Raw genomic sequence first — 16,082 nt, 5'->3', positions numbered from 1 at the left:
AATGGCCCTAACAGGTTTGGAATGCGAGGCGCACTTCAAGGGTACCCCCGCGTAGCGGTCGGCGAATACGACCGCACGGGAGCCATATAGGAATCCGCAAGTGTCATCGCGGCAAAATCTTGGCAAAAATCTGCATCACCATGTCGTTTTCGTGGAGGAACTGTGGCCAAAAAAACACGGCCCCACGGCAGGCAGCGCCCAGCGACCAATTGGCCGCGGCCAACTTCGGCACGTCCATTTCCAAATTGCCGCTTAAATGGAATGGCATTCTAACAGCCACGCCGGAACCGGAAGAACCTTTGTTTCATTATACGACCGAGTTGATAGAGTTAAGGCAGAAAACAGGAGGGTTCCCCATGCAGACACAACGGCTCACCCGGCTCATCGCAGCTGCGGTCATGGCAGGCAGCTTCGCGATCGGAAGCATTGCTCCGGCATTCGCAGATCAGACGCTTCTTAACGTTTCCTACGATCCGACCCGCGAATTGTATAAGGATTTCAATGCCGCCTTTGCCGCCAAGTGGCAAAAGGACAATGGTGAAACCCTGACGATCCAGGCTTCGCATGGCGGTTCCGGCGCCCAGGCCCGCTCGGTCATCGACGGTCTCGACGCCGATGTCGTGACACTTGCCCTCGAAGGCGATATCGACGCCATCGCCAAGGCTACCGGCAAGATCCCGGCCGACTGGAAGACCAAGTTCCCCAACAATTCGACGCCTTATACGTCGACGATCGTCTTCCTCGTGCGCAAGGGCAACCCGAAAGGCATCAAGGATTGGGGAGACCTGGTCAAGGACGACGTGCAGGTGATCACCCCGAACCCGAAGACATCGGGCGGCGCGCGCTGGAACTTCCTTGCCGCATGGGCATGGGCCAAGCAGTCAAATGGCGGCGACGAAGCCAAGGCGCAGGAATACGTTGCGAAACTGCTGCAGCACGTCCCGGTTCTCGACACCGGCGCTCGCGGCGCCACGACCACCTTTGTCCAGCGCGGCCTCGGCGATGTGCTGCTCGCCTGGGAAAACGAAGCCTATCTTTCGCTCGAAGAGCTCGGTCCCGACCAGTTCGAGATCGTAACACCGACCTTCTCCATCCGCGCCGATCCGCCGGTCGCCGTCGTCGACGGCAATGTCGACAAGAAGGGCACGCGCAAGGTCGCCGAAGCCTATCTCAACTACCTCTATTCGGACGAAGGCCAGAAGATCGCCGCCAAGCACTACTATCGGCCGACCAAGCCGGAAGCCGCCGATCCGGCTGACATCGCCCGCTTCCCGAAGCTGACGCTGGCGACCATCGACGACTTCGGCGGCTGGAAGGACGCACAGCCTAAATTCTTCGGCGACGGCGGCGTATTTGACCAAATCTACAAGCCGGCCCAATAATAGACTTCATGAAAGCACATAGCCCCACGCGGTGGCGGTTCAAACGGCCGAGCGTCATTCCGGGTTTCGGAATGGCGCTCGGCTTTACCTTGACCTGGCTCACCCTTCTGATCCTCATCCCGCTCTCGGGCCTTGCCGTCCGCTCGAGCGCGCTCGGCTGGGAGAAATTCTGGTCGATCGCGCTCGATCCGCGCACGCTCAACGCGTTGCGCATAAGCTTCGGCAGCGCCTTCATCGCCGCGATCGTCAATGCCGTCTTCGGCATCATTCTCGCCTGGGTGCTGGTGCGTTACCGCTTCCCCGGCAAGCGCATCATCGATGCCATGGTCGACCTGCCCTTCGCGCTGCCGACCGCCGTTGCCGGCATCGCACTGACGACGCTCTATGCGCCGAACGGCTGGATCGGCCAGTTCCTGACGCCGCTCGGCATCAAGATCGCCTTTACGCCTACCGGCATCGTCGTGGCGCTGATCTTCGTCGGCCTGCCCTTCGTGGTGCGTACCGTGCAGCCGGTCATGGAGGAGATCGACAAGGAAGTGGAGGAGGCCGCGGCAACGCTCGGCGCCAATCGCTTCCAGACGATTTTCCGCGTGTTGCTGCCGGGGCTGGCGCCCGCCGTGCTCACCGGCTTTGCGCTGGCCTTTGCCCGCGGCGTCGGCGAATACGGCTCGGTCATCTTCATCGCCGGCAACCTGCCGTTCAAATCGGAGATCGCGCCGCTGCTGATCATCATCAAGCTCGAAGAGTATAATTATGCGGCAGCGACCGGCATTGCGGCGATCATGCTGATCATCTCGTTCGCCATGCTGCTCGTCATCAATCTCATCCAGAGCTGGAGCAGGCGGAGGTACGGCTATGGCGCTTGATGCGACCGCTCAACCAACGAAGCTGCGTTCGGTGACCACCGAAAACAGGATCGCGCGCTTCAGCCTGATCATCCTCTCGCTCGTCTTCCTGCTGCTGATCCTGCTTCTGCCGCTCGCAGCCGTCTTCGTCGAGGCCTTCCGCAAGGGGGCCGGCCCGTTCCTCCAGGCGCTCGCGGACGCCGAGACCTTCTCGGCGATCCGCCTGACACTGATCGTTGCCGGCGTCAGCGTGCCGCTCAACCTCGTCTTCGGGGTTGCTGCCGCCTGGGCGATTGCCAAGTTCGAGTTCAAGGGCAAGGCTTTCCTGACGACGCTGATCGACCTGCCCTTCTCGGTCTCGCCCGTCATATCGGGCCTGGTCTTCGTTCTGCTGTTCGGCGCCAATACCTGGCTCGGACAGTGGTTCAGCGCTCACGACATCAAGATCCTATTCGCCGTGCCGGGGTTGATCCTCGCCACCATGTTCGTCACCTTCCCCTTCGTCGCCCGCGAGCTGATCCCGCTGATGCAGGAACAGGGAACGGCCGACGAGGAGGCAGCGCTTTCGCTCGGCGCCAGCGGCTGGCAGACCTTCTGGCACGTGACGCTGCCGAACATCAAATGGGGACTGCTCTACGGCGTACTTCTCTGCAACGCCCGCGCCATGGGCGAATTCGGCGCCGTCTCGGTGGTATCCGGCCACATCCGCGGCCAGACGAACACCATGCCGCTGCAGGTAGAAATTCTCTACAACGAGTATAATTTCACCGGCGCTTTTGCGGTCGCCACGCTTTTGGCCTTGCTCGCGCTCGTAACTCTTGTTTTGAAGACGCTGCTGGAAATGCGCTATAGCGCAGAAATCGCCGCCAGCCGGCGGCACTGAAGGATTTGGAATGGAAGTACGCGTTAAAAACATTCGCAAGGAATTCGATCGTTTTCCGGCGCTGCACGATGTCTCGCTCGACATCCGCTCCGGCGAGCTGATCGCACTGCTCGGTCCATCGGGCTCCGGCAAGACGACATTGCTGCGGCTGATCGCCGGCCTCGAAAGCCCGACGGAGGGGCTGATCTTCTTCGGCGACGAGGATGCCTCGAAGAAATCAGTGCAGCAGCGCAATATCGGCTTCGTCTTCCAGCACTATGCTCTCTTCCGCTACATGACGGTGCTCGAAAACGTCTCCTTCGGCCTGAAGGTCAGAAACAGTGCGCGGCGGCCGCCGAAGGCCGATATCCGCAGGCGGGCGCTGGAACTGCTCGACCTTGTCCAGCTTTCGGGTCTCGAAAAACGCTACCCAGCCCAGCTTTCCGGCGGCCAGCGCCAGCGTGTGGCGCTCGCCCGCGCCATGGCCGTCGAGCCGAACGTGCTGCTGCTCGACGAACCCTTCGGCGCGCTCGACGCCCAGGTGCGCAAGGACCTGCGCAAATGGCTGCGCGATATCCACGATCGCACCGGACATACCACAGTCTTCGTCACCCACGACCAGGATGAGGCGCTGGAGCTTGCCGACCGCGTCGTCGTCATGAGCCAGGGCGCGATCGAACAAGTGGGCACGCCGGACCAGGTTTACGACAATCCCAATTCTCCCTTCGTCTTCGGCTTCATCGGCCAGTCGAACTGCCTGCAGGTCGAGATATCAGACGGCGACATTCGCTTCGAAGGTCGCTCGCTCGGCCTCAATGCCGAAGGCGAGCCGGATGGCGCGGCGCAGCTCTATTTCCGCCCGCACGACGTCAGGCTTTGCGAATCAGCTGAAAACTGTATCGCCGGCCAGCCGGTCTCCAGCCGCCGCGTGGCAGGCACCCGCCATATCGAATTGGATATCGGCAATGATCGCCCGCATATCGAGATCGAATTGCCACCGAGCGAGGCCGACAGGCTTGACCGCAACCGGGTAGCCTTCAAGCCGACCCGCTGGAAACTGTTCCGCAGCTGATGGGGATTGGTGACGCTAACACCTTGAATTCCTGCACCATTTATCCCTAAATCGATTCCGATTTAGGGGATTATGCAGAAGGCCATCGCCGGAATCGTATTTGGCGAGAGTCCCTTAAGGTTTTTGTTATCTAAGGTTGTTTGTATTTCAGTCATATGACGAGTAAAACGTTTACGCTTAACCATTAAGGGCTGGACTAATCCCATAGGAGGCACCTGGCGTTGAGGGCGGAGATTTCCTTTGGAAAATCCCTGATCGGGATTTTGTTCGTGGGACTGGCAGCTGCAAGCTGCACGACGACATCGAAACCGGCGGCAACGGCGGCGAACACCAAGACGAAGCCGGGCCAAGCGGCGAAAGTCACGTTCAATTATACGGCCAAAGACCGCGAGTGCCTGCAGCGCGCGATGTATTTCGAATCGCTGCATTCGGACAAGGACGGCTACATGGCTGTCGGGACCGTGGTCATGAACAGGCTCACCTCCGGCGCCTATCCGACGTCGATCTGCGGCGTGGTGGCCCAGAAACGGCAGTTCGCGCCCGGCGTGATGACGCGCGAAGTCAAGCCGCAGGCGGAAACCGAGCTTGCCAGCGCGGCCGATGCAATCCTTGTTAAAGGCGCACGCCATCCTGCGGTGAAGGACGCGATGTTCTTCCACACCGATGGGCTGAAATTCCCCTACGACAACATGCACTATGTGACGGTTGCCGGCGGCAACGCCTTCTACGAGAAGCGCGACTCCAACGGCATGCTTGAAACGCCGCCGCCGCTGCCCTCCTACGAGGTGGCGATGAACTATGTGCCCGGCGAAAGCATGCTGCCGCCGCAATTCGAGGCCCTGATACCCTCGGCGGTTCCCGTTCCTCTCCCGGCTCCAGACCCCATGGCGACGGCGAGCACGGGGCAGATGCGGATCACGGCGCCGGTGACCGCGCCGGAAACATCCCCGGTAACATCGGTCGAGCCCGAGCCGGGAATGCCCATTGCGATCCCTATCCCCCGGCCCGCCTATGACAGCGTGATGCTGCGTGAAAGCCTTCCAGCGAACGGCGGTTGAACCCACCGCCGTTCCGGTATGAGTTAGATGGAAGCGCGCTTTTGCTGGACTTGTTTTAGGCGCGTTCTTCCCAAACCCTCGCCAGTTCCACGATCGTCTTCACCGCCTTTTCCATGTCCTGGCGGCTCACCCATTCGAGCGGCGAGTGGAAGGCGTGGCCGCCGGCGAAGATGTTCGGGCACGGCAGCCCCATGAAGGAAAGACGCGAGCCATCGGTGCCGCCGCGAATGCTGCCGCGCACCGGCGTCATGCCGGCCCGGCGCACCGCTTCGATCGCGTTGTCGACGATCTCCGGGTGACGATCGAGCACCACCTTCATGTTGCGATACTGCTCCTTCACCTCAAAATGATAGGTCGAGCCGGGATAGACAGCCATCACGTCCTTGACGATGCCTTCGAGCATCGATTCCTTTTCCGTGAGACCCTTGTCGGTGAAATCACGGATGATAAAGCTCAGCGACGACTTCTCCATCGAACCGGTCACGCCTGTGGGATGGATGAAGCCCTGCTGGCCTTCCGTGGTCTCGGGGGCAATATCCCTCGGCAGCCGGTCGATGATGGCGCCAGCGATTTTGATGGCGTTTTCCATGCGGTCCTTGGCAAAGCCGGGATGGATCGCCACACCTGATATGCTGATCTCGACGCCGTCGGCCGAAAACGTCTCATCCTCGATATGGCCGGCCGTCTCGCCGTCCATCGTATAGGCGAAGTCGGCACCGAGTTTCTTCAGGTCGACCTTGTTGACGCCGCGCCCGACTTCCTCGTCGGGCGTGAACAGGATCTTGATCGTCCCGTGCCTGATATCTGGATTGCCAACGAGTATCTGAGCCGCGGTCATGATTTCGGCCAGTCCGGCCTTGTCGTCGGCGCCGAGCAATGTCGTTCCATCGGTCGTGACGATATCATTGCCAATCTGGTTCTGCAGTTCGGGATGATCGCTGACGCGGATCACCCGGCCGGTGTCGCCGGCAAGCTTGATATCGCCGCCGGCAAAATTCCTGATGATCTGCGGCTTGATATTAGTGCCGCTGAAATCGGGTGCCGTATCCATGTGCGAGCAGAAACAGATGACCGGCACCGTCTTGTCGCTATTGGCCGGAATGGTCGCGTAGACATAGCCGTGTTCATCGAGATGCGCGTCCGCAAGGCCGATCTTCAGCAGTTCATCGACCAGAACGCGGCCGAGATCCTTCTGCTTGCCGGTGGTCGGCTGCGTCGAGGAGGCGGGGTCGGATTGCGTGTCGATAACGACATAACGGAGAAAGCGGTCGAGAACAGTGTCGGTCATGGCATCCAATCCAGCAAGATCACACGGACGATATAGCCCTCATGGGCGATGCGGCAAAAGATTTTTCCGCTCGCAGCACGTGAGGAATGATCGTGCAATCCCTTTCATGCGCCCCTGTCTAATATCGGAACCGAGACCACATGTGAAACCAGCCTGCCGTCGCTGACCTCATGCATGAGGAAGGACGGAGCGTCGATCACCGAAAGATCGGCACGGCCGCCCGCAGAAGCGGATTGGGCGGGCAAAGGGAGCCGCAGGTCTGGACAGTCATCGATCCCAGCCGGCCAAAAGCGGATCGGTGAACATGGCCGCAGAGAATCGCCAGTGGTAGCCTGAGCATCGTCTCCAGGGTGCTGAGAAGCGCACTGCCGTTTCTGCATCCGACCTGGTCCAGCACCTCGATGCCGATCCGCAACGGCGGCTGATGCATGAAGAGAAGGGAGGGCGTCGTCACATCCGCAAGCGCGCTCGTCAGCCATGGCAGGTGCGGCAGGACGTCGCCGTAACTCTGACCGGCAACGGTCACATCGACACCGAAGAGGGTCAGCCCATCGACGGCTGTCCGGAAATGCATCGGTCCCGTCGCATTGATCCCCGTGCCGACAGCGACAAGTTCGGAGCGCATCAATTGCACATCGTCACCGTTGCCCGGCAACAGATGGACGGGGCAGTCCAGCGACCGCAGGTTTTCGGCGACAAGGCGATAGCCGTGCCGCCATCGGTCGTTTACCAGATCTCCGGTGACAACAAGCACATCCGGGCGGAACGTTTTCAGCCAGCCTATCGCTCGCTCCAGCGTCCGCAGCGACGAAAGGTCTGGCCCCGCATGGATATCGGAAATCTGCGCAACGAGCATGTTCTGCCTCCCCGCCCCTGCCGGAGACACTATGCCGAAACCGACAGCATCGGGCTACCGGCCTAACCGTTCAATCGACGCGTTTTCCCTCGCCGTCGAACACATGCAGATATTGAGCCGGGAAGGCCACATTGACCTTGGGACCTGCCTTCAGCGCTTCGCGGTTCAGCGTGAAGATCTTGAACGGCAGACCATGCAGGGCAAGGTGCAGGATGATGCCGAAGCCTGTCGGTTCGACGAGTTCCACATCCGCGGCAAGCCCCGCCCCGCCGTCACTCATCAGCACATGCTCCGGCCGGATGCCGAGCGTCACCTTTGCGCCGTCTGAAAGCGGCAAAGGCTTTGCAAGCGGCACGATCGTGCCGTCCTTCAGCTTCACGCCGCCGGCATCGTAGGTGGCCTCGAGGAAATTCATCCCAGGCGAGCCGATGAAGCCGGCAACGAAGAGATTGGCGGGGCGGTCGTAGAGTTCCAGGGGACCGCCGACCTGCTGGACCACTCCGCCATGCATGGCGACAATCCGGTCCGCCAGCGTCATTGCCTCGATCTGGTCGTGGGTCACGTAGATCGAGGTCGCCTTCAGGTCGCCATGCAGTTTCTTGATTTCGGCGCGCATCTGTTCGCGCAGGCGCGCATCGAGGTTGGACAGCGGTTCATCGAACAGGAAGGCCTTGGGCTGGCGCACGATGGCGCGGCCCATGGCGACGCGCTGTCGCTGGCCACCGGAAAGCGCCTTCGGCCTGCGTTCGAGCAACGGATCGAGGCCGAGCTTTGCGGCAGCCGCGGCGACCGCGCCTGCAATCTTCTCCTTCGCCACCTTCCGCAGCCTGAGGCTGTAGCTCATATTGCCGGCGACATTCATATGCGGGTAAAGCGCGTAGGACTGGAACACCATGGCGATGTCGCGGTCCTTGGGATGCAACTCGTTGACCCTATTGCCGGCGATGCGGATCTCGCCTGATGTGACCTCCTCAAGCCCGGCGATCATCCGCAGCAGCGTGGACTTGCCGCAGCCGGACGGACCGACGAGCACGACGAATTCGCCGTCCTGGATTTCCAGGTTGACGCCGTGCAGCACCTGCACATGGCCATAGGCTTTGCGGATATTCCGGATATCGATCGATGCCATTTGTTTAACCCTTGACCGCGCCGGCCGTCAGGCCCTGGACGAGATAGCGCTGGATGAGCAGGAAGAAGAGGCCGGCCGGAATGAGCGCCATGACGCCCGCCGCCATCATCTGCCCGAAATCCACCGAGAATTTCGAAACGAAGGTAAGAAGGCCGACGGGGAAGGTCGCCGCGTCATTACCGTTGATCAGCATCAGCGCGAAGAGCAGCTCGCTCCAGGCGGCGGTGAAGACGAAACCGAGTGTGGCGGCGATCCCCGGCAGCGTCAGCGGCAGGATGATCTGGCGAAATGCCGTGAACTGCGTCGCGCCGTCGATCTTCGCCGCCTCTTCGAGATCCCTTGGGATGCCGTCGAAGAAAGACTGCATCAGGAACGTGGCGAAAGGCACGTTGAAGGCGGTGTAGACGATGACGAGCCCGGTCAGGCTGTTGGTCAGATGCAGCGGCGACAGGATCTTGAAGATCGGCGCGACCAGCATGACCAGCGGGAACATCTGGGTCAGCAGCATCAGAGCGACAATCCAGTATTTTGCCCGGAAATTGAAGCGGGAAAGCGCATACCCCGACAGCGAGGCGCAGATGGTCACGGTGATGGCCGTCGAGGCCGAGACGATCAGGCTGTTCTTGAAGAAGGTCGGAAAGGCGCTGTGCCGCAGGACAAAGGCATAATGATCCCAAGTCGTGCGCGACGGCCACATGCGCACGCCCTCGCTATAGAGCAGGTCGTTCGGCGTCACCGAGACCTTGAGCAGCCAGAACAGCGGAAAGAGCGCGAAGGCGATGTAGCAGAGGATCGCCAGACGGTGTGCGATGGTGGGAATGACGGATCGTCTCATGATCTCAATCCTTGTTCAGCAGCGTCTGTCGGAGCAGGATGATCAGCATCGAATAGGCAAGCAGCAGTACGAGCAGCACCAGCGCGATCGCCGAGGCATAACCGAAATCGAGCCGCCTGAAGGCTGTCGTGAAGATATAGCTGGCGACGATCTGCGTTCGGTCTGCCGGCCCGCCATTGGTCATGACGACGATGAGATCGGCGAAATTGGAAATCCACACGGTGCGCAGCAGGACGGTGATGGCGATCGTTGGCGCCAGAAACGGCAGGGTGATCGAGCGGAACCGCTGGAACCAGCCGGCGCCGTCGATCGACGCCGCCTCATAGAGATCGCGCGGGATCGCCTGCAAGGCGGCGAGCAGGGTAATGGCGAAGAAGGGAATGCCCCACCAGACATTGGCGACGATCGGCCCCCACATCGCATAGTTGGGATCGGAGAGGATATTGCCCGGCTCATGCATCAGCCCAAGGGCGAAGAGCCAGTGCGGGATCGGCCCGATGACGGGATTGAACAGCCAGGCCCAGTTGAGGCCGGCAAGAAAGGACGGCACGGCCCAGGGCAGGAAGACCAGCGCCTGGGCGATTGCCCGGCCCTTGAACGGCTTGTCAAGCAGCAGCGCCAGGATCAGCCCGAAAACGAACTGCAGGACGACGGAGGCGCCGGTCCACCATAGCGTGTTTCGCAGCGCCCCGTAGAAGGCGGCGTCGCCTGAAAGCTCGCGGAAATGATCGAGCCCGACGAAGCCGCCGGAAAACGGATTGAGCAGCTGGATATCGCGGAAGGCGTAGGAAATGCCGACCGTCAGCGGCACCAGCATCACCGCAATGATCAGGATCAGCGACGGCGCGCTGTAGAGATAGGGCTCCGAAGCATCGGCAACGCGACGCAGCCATGGTCTGCGGTCGCGACGCATGTCGAGCGTATCGGCGGAAATGGTCATCAGCCAAAAGGTCCCGTTCGCGGCGTTCTGCGCCGTCTGTGTCATCAAAAAAAAGCGGCGGCGGCCTGTTTCGAGGCCGCCGCCGTCAGTCCGTCGCTTATTTCTTGGCGAGGAACTTCTGCTGCGCCTTGGTGAGGTATTCCGCCCACTGGTCGGCCAGATCCTTCGCCGAGATATCGCCGAGCATCGCCTGTTGCGAGGTCTTGATCGCCAGCGAATCCTTGAAGAAGGCGAATTCCTCGAGATAGGTCGGCATGACTGTTGGTACCGTGTTCGGGTCGGCCAGTTCCTCGAACCAGCCCTTGAACTGGTCACCGGCGTAGAAGGGATCCTTCTCGGCCGCCGTATAGGCCGGCAGGGCGCCGATGCGCTTGTTCCACTCGATATTGCCTTCCGGCCCTTCGAGCGTGGCGATCAGCTTCCAGGAGAGATCCTTGTTGCCGCTGGTGGTGAACATCGACCAGCCGCCATAGCCGATCGTCGGGAAGGACTTGCCGTCAGGCCCCTTCGGCAGCGGCATGACGCCAAAATCCTCCTTCTTCATGCGTTCGGCAATGGCGATCAACGCATCCGGATCCTGATCGAGGAATGCGCAGGTGCCAGAATAGAAGCCGGCGACGACCTCGTTGAAGCCCCAGTTGACGCTGTCCTTGGGCGCATAGCCCTTCTTGTAGAGATCGACCATCCATTCGATGCCCTTGGCCCAGCCGGGGCTGTTCATCGTCGAGGTGCCGTCGTCGTTGAAATACTTGTTCGAGCCGGCCATCGAGGCGGCGAAGATCATCCAGCCGTTTAGGCCGCCCGCTCCGCCGCGCATGCAGTAGCCGTATTTGCCGGACAGTTTGGAAACCTTCTCCGAAGCGGCGGTGAATTCTTCCATCGTCTTCGGCGGCGCGGCGACGCCGGCTTCCGCAAGCAGCTTCTTGTTGTAGAACATCGCCCTGAGATAGAATCCGTAGGGCAGCATATAGGCGGTGTTCTTGACGTCGCGGCCGAGTTCGAGCGCGCGCGGCGTCAGCTCCTTGGTGTGCTCCCACTTTGCAAGGTAGGGCTCCAGGCTCTCGAGCATGCCGTTATTGGCATAAAGCGACAGCCAGGTATCGGGCATTTCCATCACATCGGGCACGTCGCCGGCAGACACCATAGTCGCGAACTTCTGGAACGCCTCGTTCCAGGGCAGCGAGATGATGTCGACCTTGGTGCCGGGATTGGCGGCTTCGAACTTGCCGACGATCGATTTCAGCGTTTCGGTGCGCTCCGGGCTGGTGATGACTTCGACAAGCTTGAGCGTCGTATCGGCAAAGGCCGTGCCCGCCATCATCGAAGCAAAGATCGTCGAGATTATTAGTTTTTTCATGGCTCAGTTCCCCCTTATTAGGTTTCTCTCGGGTTTCAGGATTGTGAGGCGGCGGCGAGCGCCTCCTCGATGTCTCTCCACAAAGCCTCGGTTCCTTCGAGGCCGACATGGAGACGTACGGATCGCGCATGGATGCCGAAGGCATGTGCGGAATTCGGCTGTGCTTTCTGCTGGAGCACCACCTCGCCCGGTACGATCAGGCTTTCATGTCCACCCCAGCTTACGCCCAGTTTGAAGAGCTTGAGGTGATCGGCGAAGGCACGGATATCCACGCCGTCGCGGAATATGAAGGAAAACAGGCCCGAGGTGCCGATGAGGCCAGTGGGCAGACGGTTGGCGAGCCCCGGATGGCAGACCGTCTCCACCACGCCGAGCTTCTGAAGGCGCCTGGCGATTTCAAGCGCCGATGCCTCGTGGGCTTTCATGCGCAGCGGCAGCGTGCGCAACCCGCGGATCAGCAGCCAGGCGTCGAACGGCGAAAGCTTGCCGCCGAGATAGGGATAGGCCTCGGCCTTGACACGCGCGATCATCGCCTTCGAGCCGGCGATGACGCCGGCCACCACATCGCTGTGGCCGCCGAGATATTTCGAGGCTGAATGGATGACGAGATCGACGCCGAGCGTCAGCGGCCGCTGGAAGAACGGGCTTGCCCAGCTGTTGTCGATCATCGAGACGGCGCCATGTTGTCTGGCGAGTGCTGCGAGCGCGCCGACGTCATGCGCCTCCATCACCCAGCTCGTCGGGCTTTCCATGTAGAAGAGTTTGGCGCCGGGCAGCGCCTTGGCGACCGCCTCCTCGTCGCGTCCGTCGACATAGGTCACCTCGATCTTCATCCGCTTCAGGATGGTGCCGAACAGGCGAAAGGCATCGGGATAGACATGCTTGACGGCAACGATGCGGTCGCCCGGCTCGACGAAGCTTAAGACCGCCGATGAGATCGCCGCCATGCCGCTTGCAAAACCCAGCGCATCCTCGGCACCTTCGAGCTTGGCGAGCATTTCTTCGAAGGCACGCACCGTCGGGTTCAGGCCGCGCGTATAGATCGGCCGCACCCTCTCGCCGCGATAAGAGGCGATCATGTCGTCATAATCGGAAAAGGTGAAAAGCGAGGTCTGGAAAATCGGCGGCACGACGGCGTCGGCGAAGTTGCCTTCGTCGTGCGCCGTGATGAGGGAAGCAAGATCGAACGGTTCAGAGCCGTTGCTCATTTGGACATTTCCTTGATGTCTTCCTCGACGATATCGAGAATTTTCAATGTTTCGGCGCGCGCCGCCTCGGGATCCCCGGCAGCGATCGCATCGAAAAGGGTGCGGTGAAAGGGGAAGGACCGGCGCGCGAAATCCTGGCGGTCGAACGGATGCTCCCAGAAGCGCTCGAAGGTCTCGCGCATCTGCTCGAGAAGCTGGCGAAACAGCGGATTGTGGGTGGCGTCGTAGACGGCGAGATGGAAGGCCAGATCCTCCGGCCCGGAGGTACCCTTCTCCAAGTGCACCCGCTCCATCGCGTCCAGCTTTTCCTCGATGACGACGAGGTCTGTGTTCGTGCGCCGCCGGGCCGCGACCATGCCCGCCTCGCATTCGATGCCGCGTCGAACCTCCAGCGTCTGCAGCAGCACGTCGCGCAGATGAACCGTGTCGAAAGAGAGCGGCATGTGGATCGTCGCCCTGGAAACCGGTTTCAGCAAATAGGTGCCGCTGCCCTTACGCGTCTCGATGACGCCGAGCGCCTGGAAGTGGCGGATCGCCTCGCGAATGGTCGAGCGGCCGACGGCCAGGGCTGCCATCAGCTCGCGCTCGGCCGGAAGCCTATCGCCCGCCTTCAACCTGGCTTCCTCGACATAATCCGCTAGCGCATCGGTCACCTGACGCGCGCGGTCCATGACTGGAAGCGGCCGGATCACCGGCCTGTCGCTGCTATTTGCCTTCATGGTTCCCCATTTTCTTGTCAGGCAGCCGACCCCTGTAATTGGTCTGACATCTTAGCATTTCTCAAAGATGGAAAGACGTCAAGGGGTGTTTGTTGGTCGGCCGGCCACTCCACAATTCCCTTTGCACCTCCGAAATGGTTTCAGGGCGGCGCTTACCGCGGGCACGCAGTGGAACCGCCTCTCTCTTCAGGTGTTCCTGTCGATCAGCAGGGAGCTTTCAAATGACCTACGTCGCATCGCCAAGCTACGACCGTAACGACGCCAGCCGCGCTTCGAACCTTCGTCAGTGTCTCGAGACCGCCAGACGCCGCCTCGATGAGATATCGCACAACTCGGAAACCGAGAAAATTGAAACGCTCGTGGCTTCCGCCGTCGAGGCGGGTTGGGAAGAGGATGAAGTGCGCGAGGCCCTGAGTGCCGGTGGTGAGCAAGGAAACAAGATGCCAGAGCACAATCCACCCGTCCCAACAATCGGCGTGGTCCCTTCGTCATCTTTTTGACAAGTGGCGGATGCTAGCGCGGTCCTGGCAAGCGGCGGGATCTCGGCTTATCTCGCCGTGTGATCACCTGTGCGGATAATGTTGCCCAATCGCCACCACCCAGGCGCCGATGGTGTTCCGTCAGGCATGCTCAAGACGCTCGACGTCCGGCGGGACCAAACCGCGTGGAAGCGGCCCGCCCGGCGTCAGATCTCCTGTTCATTGGTGGCCGGTCGGCAAGAAACACTCGTCCAACCCTCCGGCATGATCCTCTCTCCGGCAAACAGTCTGACCGTGGCGTGAAAAAGCGTCGGCGCCGACCTAGTTAGTCACCGACGGCCGGGGATGGCGGCCGTCGGACTTTTGAACTTACAATCAACGACAAGAGGATAAGTTGATGAAAAGGACGTTTCTATATTATTGCACTTTGATATCCGCGCTATCGGCGATGACGGCTTCTATTGTCGGCGCGCCCGCTCTCGCCGAAGAGTTTGTTGCTTCGCAGAGCAAGACGGTCGTCGAAACCAACAAGGGCAGTCTCGTCGGCGCACTCGACGATGGCATCTTTAGCTATCTTGGCGTCCCCTATGCACATGCCGACCGCTTCATGCCGGCGGAAGAGGTCGCGCCCTGGAAAGGCATCCGCCCCGCGGTCACCTATGGCGAGAACTGCTTTATCCCCCGCATGAAGGAAGTGGCCGGCGACGAACTCTTCAATCCGCACCGCTATCTGCCGATGAGCGAAGCCTGCCAGTTCCTGAACATCTGGACGCCGGCGATCAACGACGGAAAGAAACGGCCGGTCATGGTCTGGATCCATGGGGGCGGCTTCACCAATGGTTCAGGCATCGAACTGACCTCGTATGACGGCCACAATCTGAGCAAGGACGGTGATGTCGTCGTCGTCACCCTCAACCACCGGCTCAACGTGCTCGGCTTCCTCGATCTTTCCGCTTACGGAGAGAAATACAAACGGACGGGCAATGCCAGCGTCACCGATCTCGTCGCCGCGCTGAAGTGGGTCCACGACAATGCCGCGGCCTTCGGCGGCGATCCCGGCAACGTGACGATTTTCGGCCAGTCCGGCGGCGGCTACAAGGTGCGCGCCTTGATGGGGACGCCTTCGGCGAAGGGCCTCTTCCAGAAGGCCATCGTTCAGAGCGGCTCCCGGAGCGATTCCGTCGTCGATCAGGCATCCTCGCGGAAGGTGGCCGAACTGACGCTTGCCAACCTCGGTCTCAAGGCTGAGGAAATCGACAAGCTTGCCGACGTCGACTACTACGATCTCCTTGCCGCGGCCGACAAGGCCATCAAGGACGCGACCGCCCAAGGCGCAAAAGACGCCCGCTACGCACCTGTTCAGGACGGGGACTACATTCCGGTGAACCCCGTCGGGACAGAGTGGGTTGACCAGGCCAAGGACATTCCGCTGATGGTCGGAAACACCCTCAACGAGTTCGAGACGGTGATCAATCACAAGGCGGGCGAGCTTCTTGCCGACAACAAGAACAACTGGGACGAAGACAAGTCCGAGGCCAAGCTGAAGGAGCGCTTCGCCGACAAATCCGACGCGGTCGGCAAGGCATTCATGGCGGCCTACCCCGAGAAAAAGATCGCCGACGCCTATTTCCTGGATCTGCGCTTCCGGCCGGGAGCCATCCGTGATCTCGACCTGAAGGCGAAGCAGAACGGGGCTCCGGTCTACTCCTACATGTTCGCCTACGAGTCACCGGTCCTGGATGGGATTGCCATGGCCTGGCATTGCTCGGAACTGCCTTACGTGTTTGCGAACGCCGCTCTGGTCAAGACGTCGACCGGTGGTGGGAGCGACGCCCTGGCGCTTTCCAGGAAGGTGAGCCAGGCCTGGGTCAACTTCGCGCGCAACGGCAAGCCGAGCGCCGAGGGCTTGCCCGACTGGCCGGCCTACACAACCGACAAGCCGGCGACCATGGTTCTCGACAAGCAGTCCCGCGTGTCAGTCGATCTCGATCGCAAGCTGCTGCAGGCGGCGGGCGCTCTCTAACGAGATTTGCAGGATGGGACATACGGCGC

Annotated in this window: 14 protein-coding genes and 1 pseudogene; 7 read left to right on the top strand and 8 right to left on the bottom strand. The window is 60.9% G+C overall.

The genetic code is table 11. The annotated features are described in order from the left end of the window. Positions 1–356: 356 nt before the first annotated feature. From AC245Y_RS29840 to AC245Y_RS29820, 5 genes are all read left to right on the top strand, one after another. Complete coding sequence (locus tag AC245Y_RS29840) at positions 357–1,382, top strand: sulfate ABC transporter substrate-binding protein (RefSeq protein WP_012763298.1); 1,026 nt, start codon at positions 357–359, stop codon at positions 1,380–1,382. An 8-nt stretch (positions 1,383–1,390) separates the two neighbouring features. Beyond that, the gene (gene cysT / locus AC245Y_RS29835) at positions 1,391–2,248 is read left to right on the top strand and encodes a sulfate ABC transporter permease subunit CysT (protein ID WP_003553931.1); all 858 of its coding nucleotides are present in this window, start codon (positions 1,391–1,393) and stop codon (positions 2,246–2,248) included. Next, the gene (gene cysW / locus AC245Y_RS29830; RefSeq protein WP_012763299.1) at positions 2,238–3,110 is read left to right on the top strand and encodes a sulfate ABC transporter permease subunit CysW; all 873 of its coding nucleotides are present in this window, start codon (positions 2,238–2,240) and stop codon (positions 3,108–3,110) included. The genes cysT and cysW overlap by 11 nt, the downstream gene beginning before the upstream one ends. A gap of 10 nt (positions 3,111–3,120) precedes the next feature. Next, the gene (locus AC245Y_RS29825) at positions 3,121–4,161 is read left to right on the top strand and encodes a sulfate/molybdate ABC transporter ATP-binding protein (protein ID WP_017996486.1); all 1,041 of its coding nucleotides are present in this window, start codon (positions 3,121–3,123) and stop codon (positions 4,159–4,161) included. A 221-nt stretch (positions 4,162–4,382) separates the two neighbouring features. Then, a complete protein-coding gene (locus AC245Y_RS29820; RefSeq protein ID WP_017996487.1) occupies positions 4,383–5,219 on the top strand; it encodes a cell wall hydrolase in 837 nt (278 codons plus the stop codon). A gap of 55 nt (positions 5,220–5,274) precedes the next feature. Here the strand turns inward: AC245Y_RS29820 and pepT are convergent, their stop codons facing one another. The 8 genes and pseudogenes from pepT to AC245Y_RS29780 all read right to left on the bottom strand — a co-directional run bounded on the left by pepT (position 5,275) and on the right by AC245Y_RS29780 (position 13,551). After that, positions 5,275–6,507 carry a peptidase T gene (pepT, locus tag AC245Y_RS29815; protein WP_020487097.1) on the bottom strand — a complete coding sequence of 411 codons (1,233 nt, stop codon included), beginning with the start codon at positions 6,505–6,507 and terminating at the stop codon, positions 5,275–5,277. A 104-nt stretch (positions 6,508–6,611) separates the two neighbouring features. After that, positions 6,612–7,363: pseudogene (locus tag AC245Y_RS29810) on the bottom strand (metallophosphoesterase). Positions 7,364–7,433: 70 nt separating this feature from the next. Next, positions 7,434–8,492: an ABC transporter ATP-binding protein gene (locus AC245Y_RS29805; RefSeq protein WP_017996489.1), complete on the bottom strand. Its 1,059-nt coding sequence runs from the start codon at positions 8,490–8,492 to the stop codon at positions 7,434–7,436. A 4-nt stretch (positions 8,493–8,496) separates the two neighbouring features. Further along, entirely contained in the window at positions 8,497–9,327 is an 831-nt protein-coding gene (locus AC245Y_RS29800; RefSeq protein WP_003553943.1) for a carbohydrate ABC transporter permease, read from the bottom strand. A 4-nt stretch (positions 9,328–9,331) separates the two neighbouring features. Beyond that, the gene (locus AC245Y_RS29795; RefSeq protein ID WP_026157612.1) at positions 9,332–10,267 is read right to left on the bottom strand and encodes a carbohydrate ABC transporter permease; all 936 of its coding nucleotides are present in this window, start codon (positions 10,265–10,267) and stop codon (positions 9,332–9,334) included. 97 nt (positions 10,268–10,364) lie between these two features. Next, entirely contained in the window at positions 10,365–11,624 is a 1,260-nt protein-coding gene (locus tag AC245Y_RS29790) for an ABC transporter substrate-binding protein (RefSeq protein ID WP_003553948.1), read from the bottom strand. Positions 11,625–11,659: 35 nt separating this feature from the next. Next, on the bottom strand, positions 11,660–12,832 hold the full coding sequence (locus tag AC245Y_RS29785; protein ID WP_017996491.1) for a PLP-dependent transferase: 1,173 nt from the start codon (positions 12,830–12,832) through the stop codon (positions 11,660–11,662). Further along, positions 12,829–13,551, bottom strand: a complete 723-nt coding sequence (locus tag AC245Y_RS29780; RefSeq protein ID WP_003553952.1) for a FadR/GntR family transcriptional regulator — start codon at positions 13,549–13,551, stop codon at positions 12,829–12,831. Before AC245Y_RS29780 ends, AC245Y_RS29785 begins: the two co-directional genes overlap by 4 nt. 221 nt (positions 13,552–13,772) lie before the next feature. On the opposite strand from AC245Y_RS29780, the gene AC245Y_RS29775 reads away from it, so the two are divergent. Both AC245Y_RS29775 and AC245Y_RS29770 read left to right on the top strand, forming a co-directional pair. Further along, positions 13,773–14,051 (top strand): hypothetical protein, encoded by a 279-nt coding sequence (locus tag AC245Y_RS29775; RefSeq protein ID WP_026157613.1) that lies wholly within the window; start codon positions 13,773–13,775, stop codon positions 14,049–14,051. A gap of 376 nt (positions 14,052–14,427) precedes the next feature. After that, on the top strand, positions 14,428–16,053 hold the full coding sequence (locus AC245Y_RS29770) for a carboxylesterase/lipase family protein (RefSeq protein WP_012763306.1): 1,626 nt from the start codon (positions 14,428–14,430) through the stop codon (positions 16,051–16,053). Positions 16,054–16,082: the final 29 nt, after the last annotated feature.

Source organism: Rhizobium sp. SRDI943 (assembly GCF_057653695.1).
This window is presented reverse-complemented; position numbering and strand designations above follow the sequence as displayed.

Excerpts from the sequence above, each read along its gene's own strand:
- AC245Y_RS29790 (WP_003553948.1), bottom strand. The coding sequence starts at position 11,624 with ATGAAAAAACTAATAATCTCGACGATCTTTGCTTCGATGATGGCGGGC.
- AC245Y_RS29775 (WP_026157613.1), top strand. The coding sequence starts at position 13,773 with ATGACCTACGTCGCATCGCCAAGCTACGACCGTAACGACGCCAGCCGC.
- AC245Y_RS29800 (WP_003553943.1), bottom strand. The coding sequence starts at position 9,327 with ATGAGACGATCCGTCATTCCCACCATCGCACACCGTCTGGCGATCCTC.
- pepT (WP_020487097.1), bottom strand. The coding sequence starts at position 6,507 with ATGACCGACACTGTTCTCGACCGCTTTCTCCGTTATGTCGTTATCGAC.
- AC245Y_RS29785 (WP_017996491.1), bottom strand. The coding sequence starts at position 12,832 with ATGAGCAACGGCTCTGAACCGTTCGATCTTGCTTCCCTCATCACGGCG.
- AC245Y_RS29780 (WP_003553952.1), bottom strand. The coding sequence starts at position 13,551 with ATGAAGGCAAATAGCAGCGACAGGCCGGTGATCCGGCCGCTTCCAGTC.
- AC245Y_RS29805 (WP_017996489.1), bottom strand. The coding sequence starts at position 8,492 with ATGGCATCGATCGATATCCGGAATATCCGCAAAGCCTATGGCCATGTG.
- cysW (WP_012763299.1), top strand. The coding sequence starts at position 2,238 with ATGGCGCTTGATGCGACCGCTCAACCAACGAAGCTGCGTTCGGTGACC.
- AC245Y_RS29840 (WP_012763298.1), top strand. The coding sequence starts at position 357 with ATGCAGACACAACGGCTCACCCGGCTCATCGCAGCTGCGGTCATGGCA.
- AC245Y_RS29770 (WP_012763306.1), top strand. The coding sequence starts at position 14,428 with ATGAAAAGGACGTTTCTATATTATTGCACTTTGATATCCGCGCTATCG.
- AC245Y_RS29795 (WP_026157612.1), bottom strand. The coding sequence starts at position 10,267 with ATGACCATTTCCGCCGATACGCTCGACATGCGTCGCGACCGCAGACCA.
- AC245Y_RS29825 (WP_017996486.1), top strand. The coding sequence starts at position 3,121 with ATGGAAGTACGCGTTAAAAACATTCGCAAGGAATTCGATCGTTTTCCG.
- cysT (WP_003553931.1), top strand. The coding sequence starts at position 1,391 with ATGAAAGCACATAGCCCCACGCGGTGGCGGTTCAAACGGCCGAGCGTC.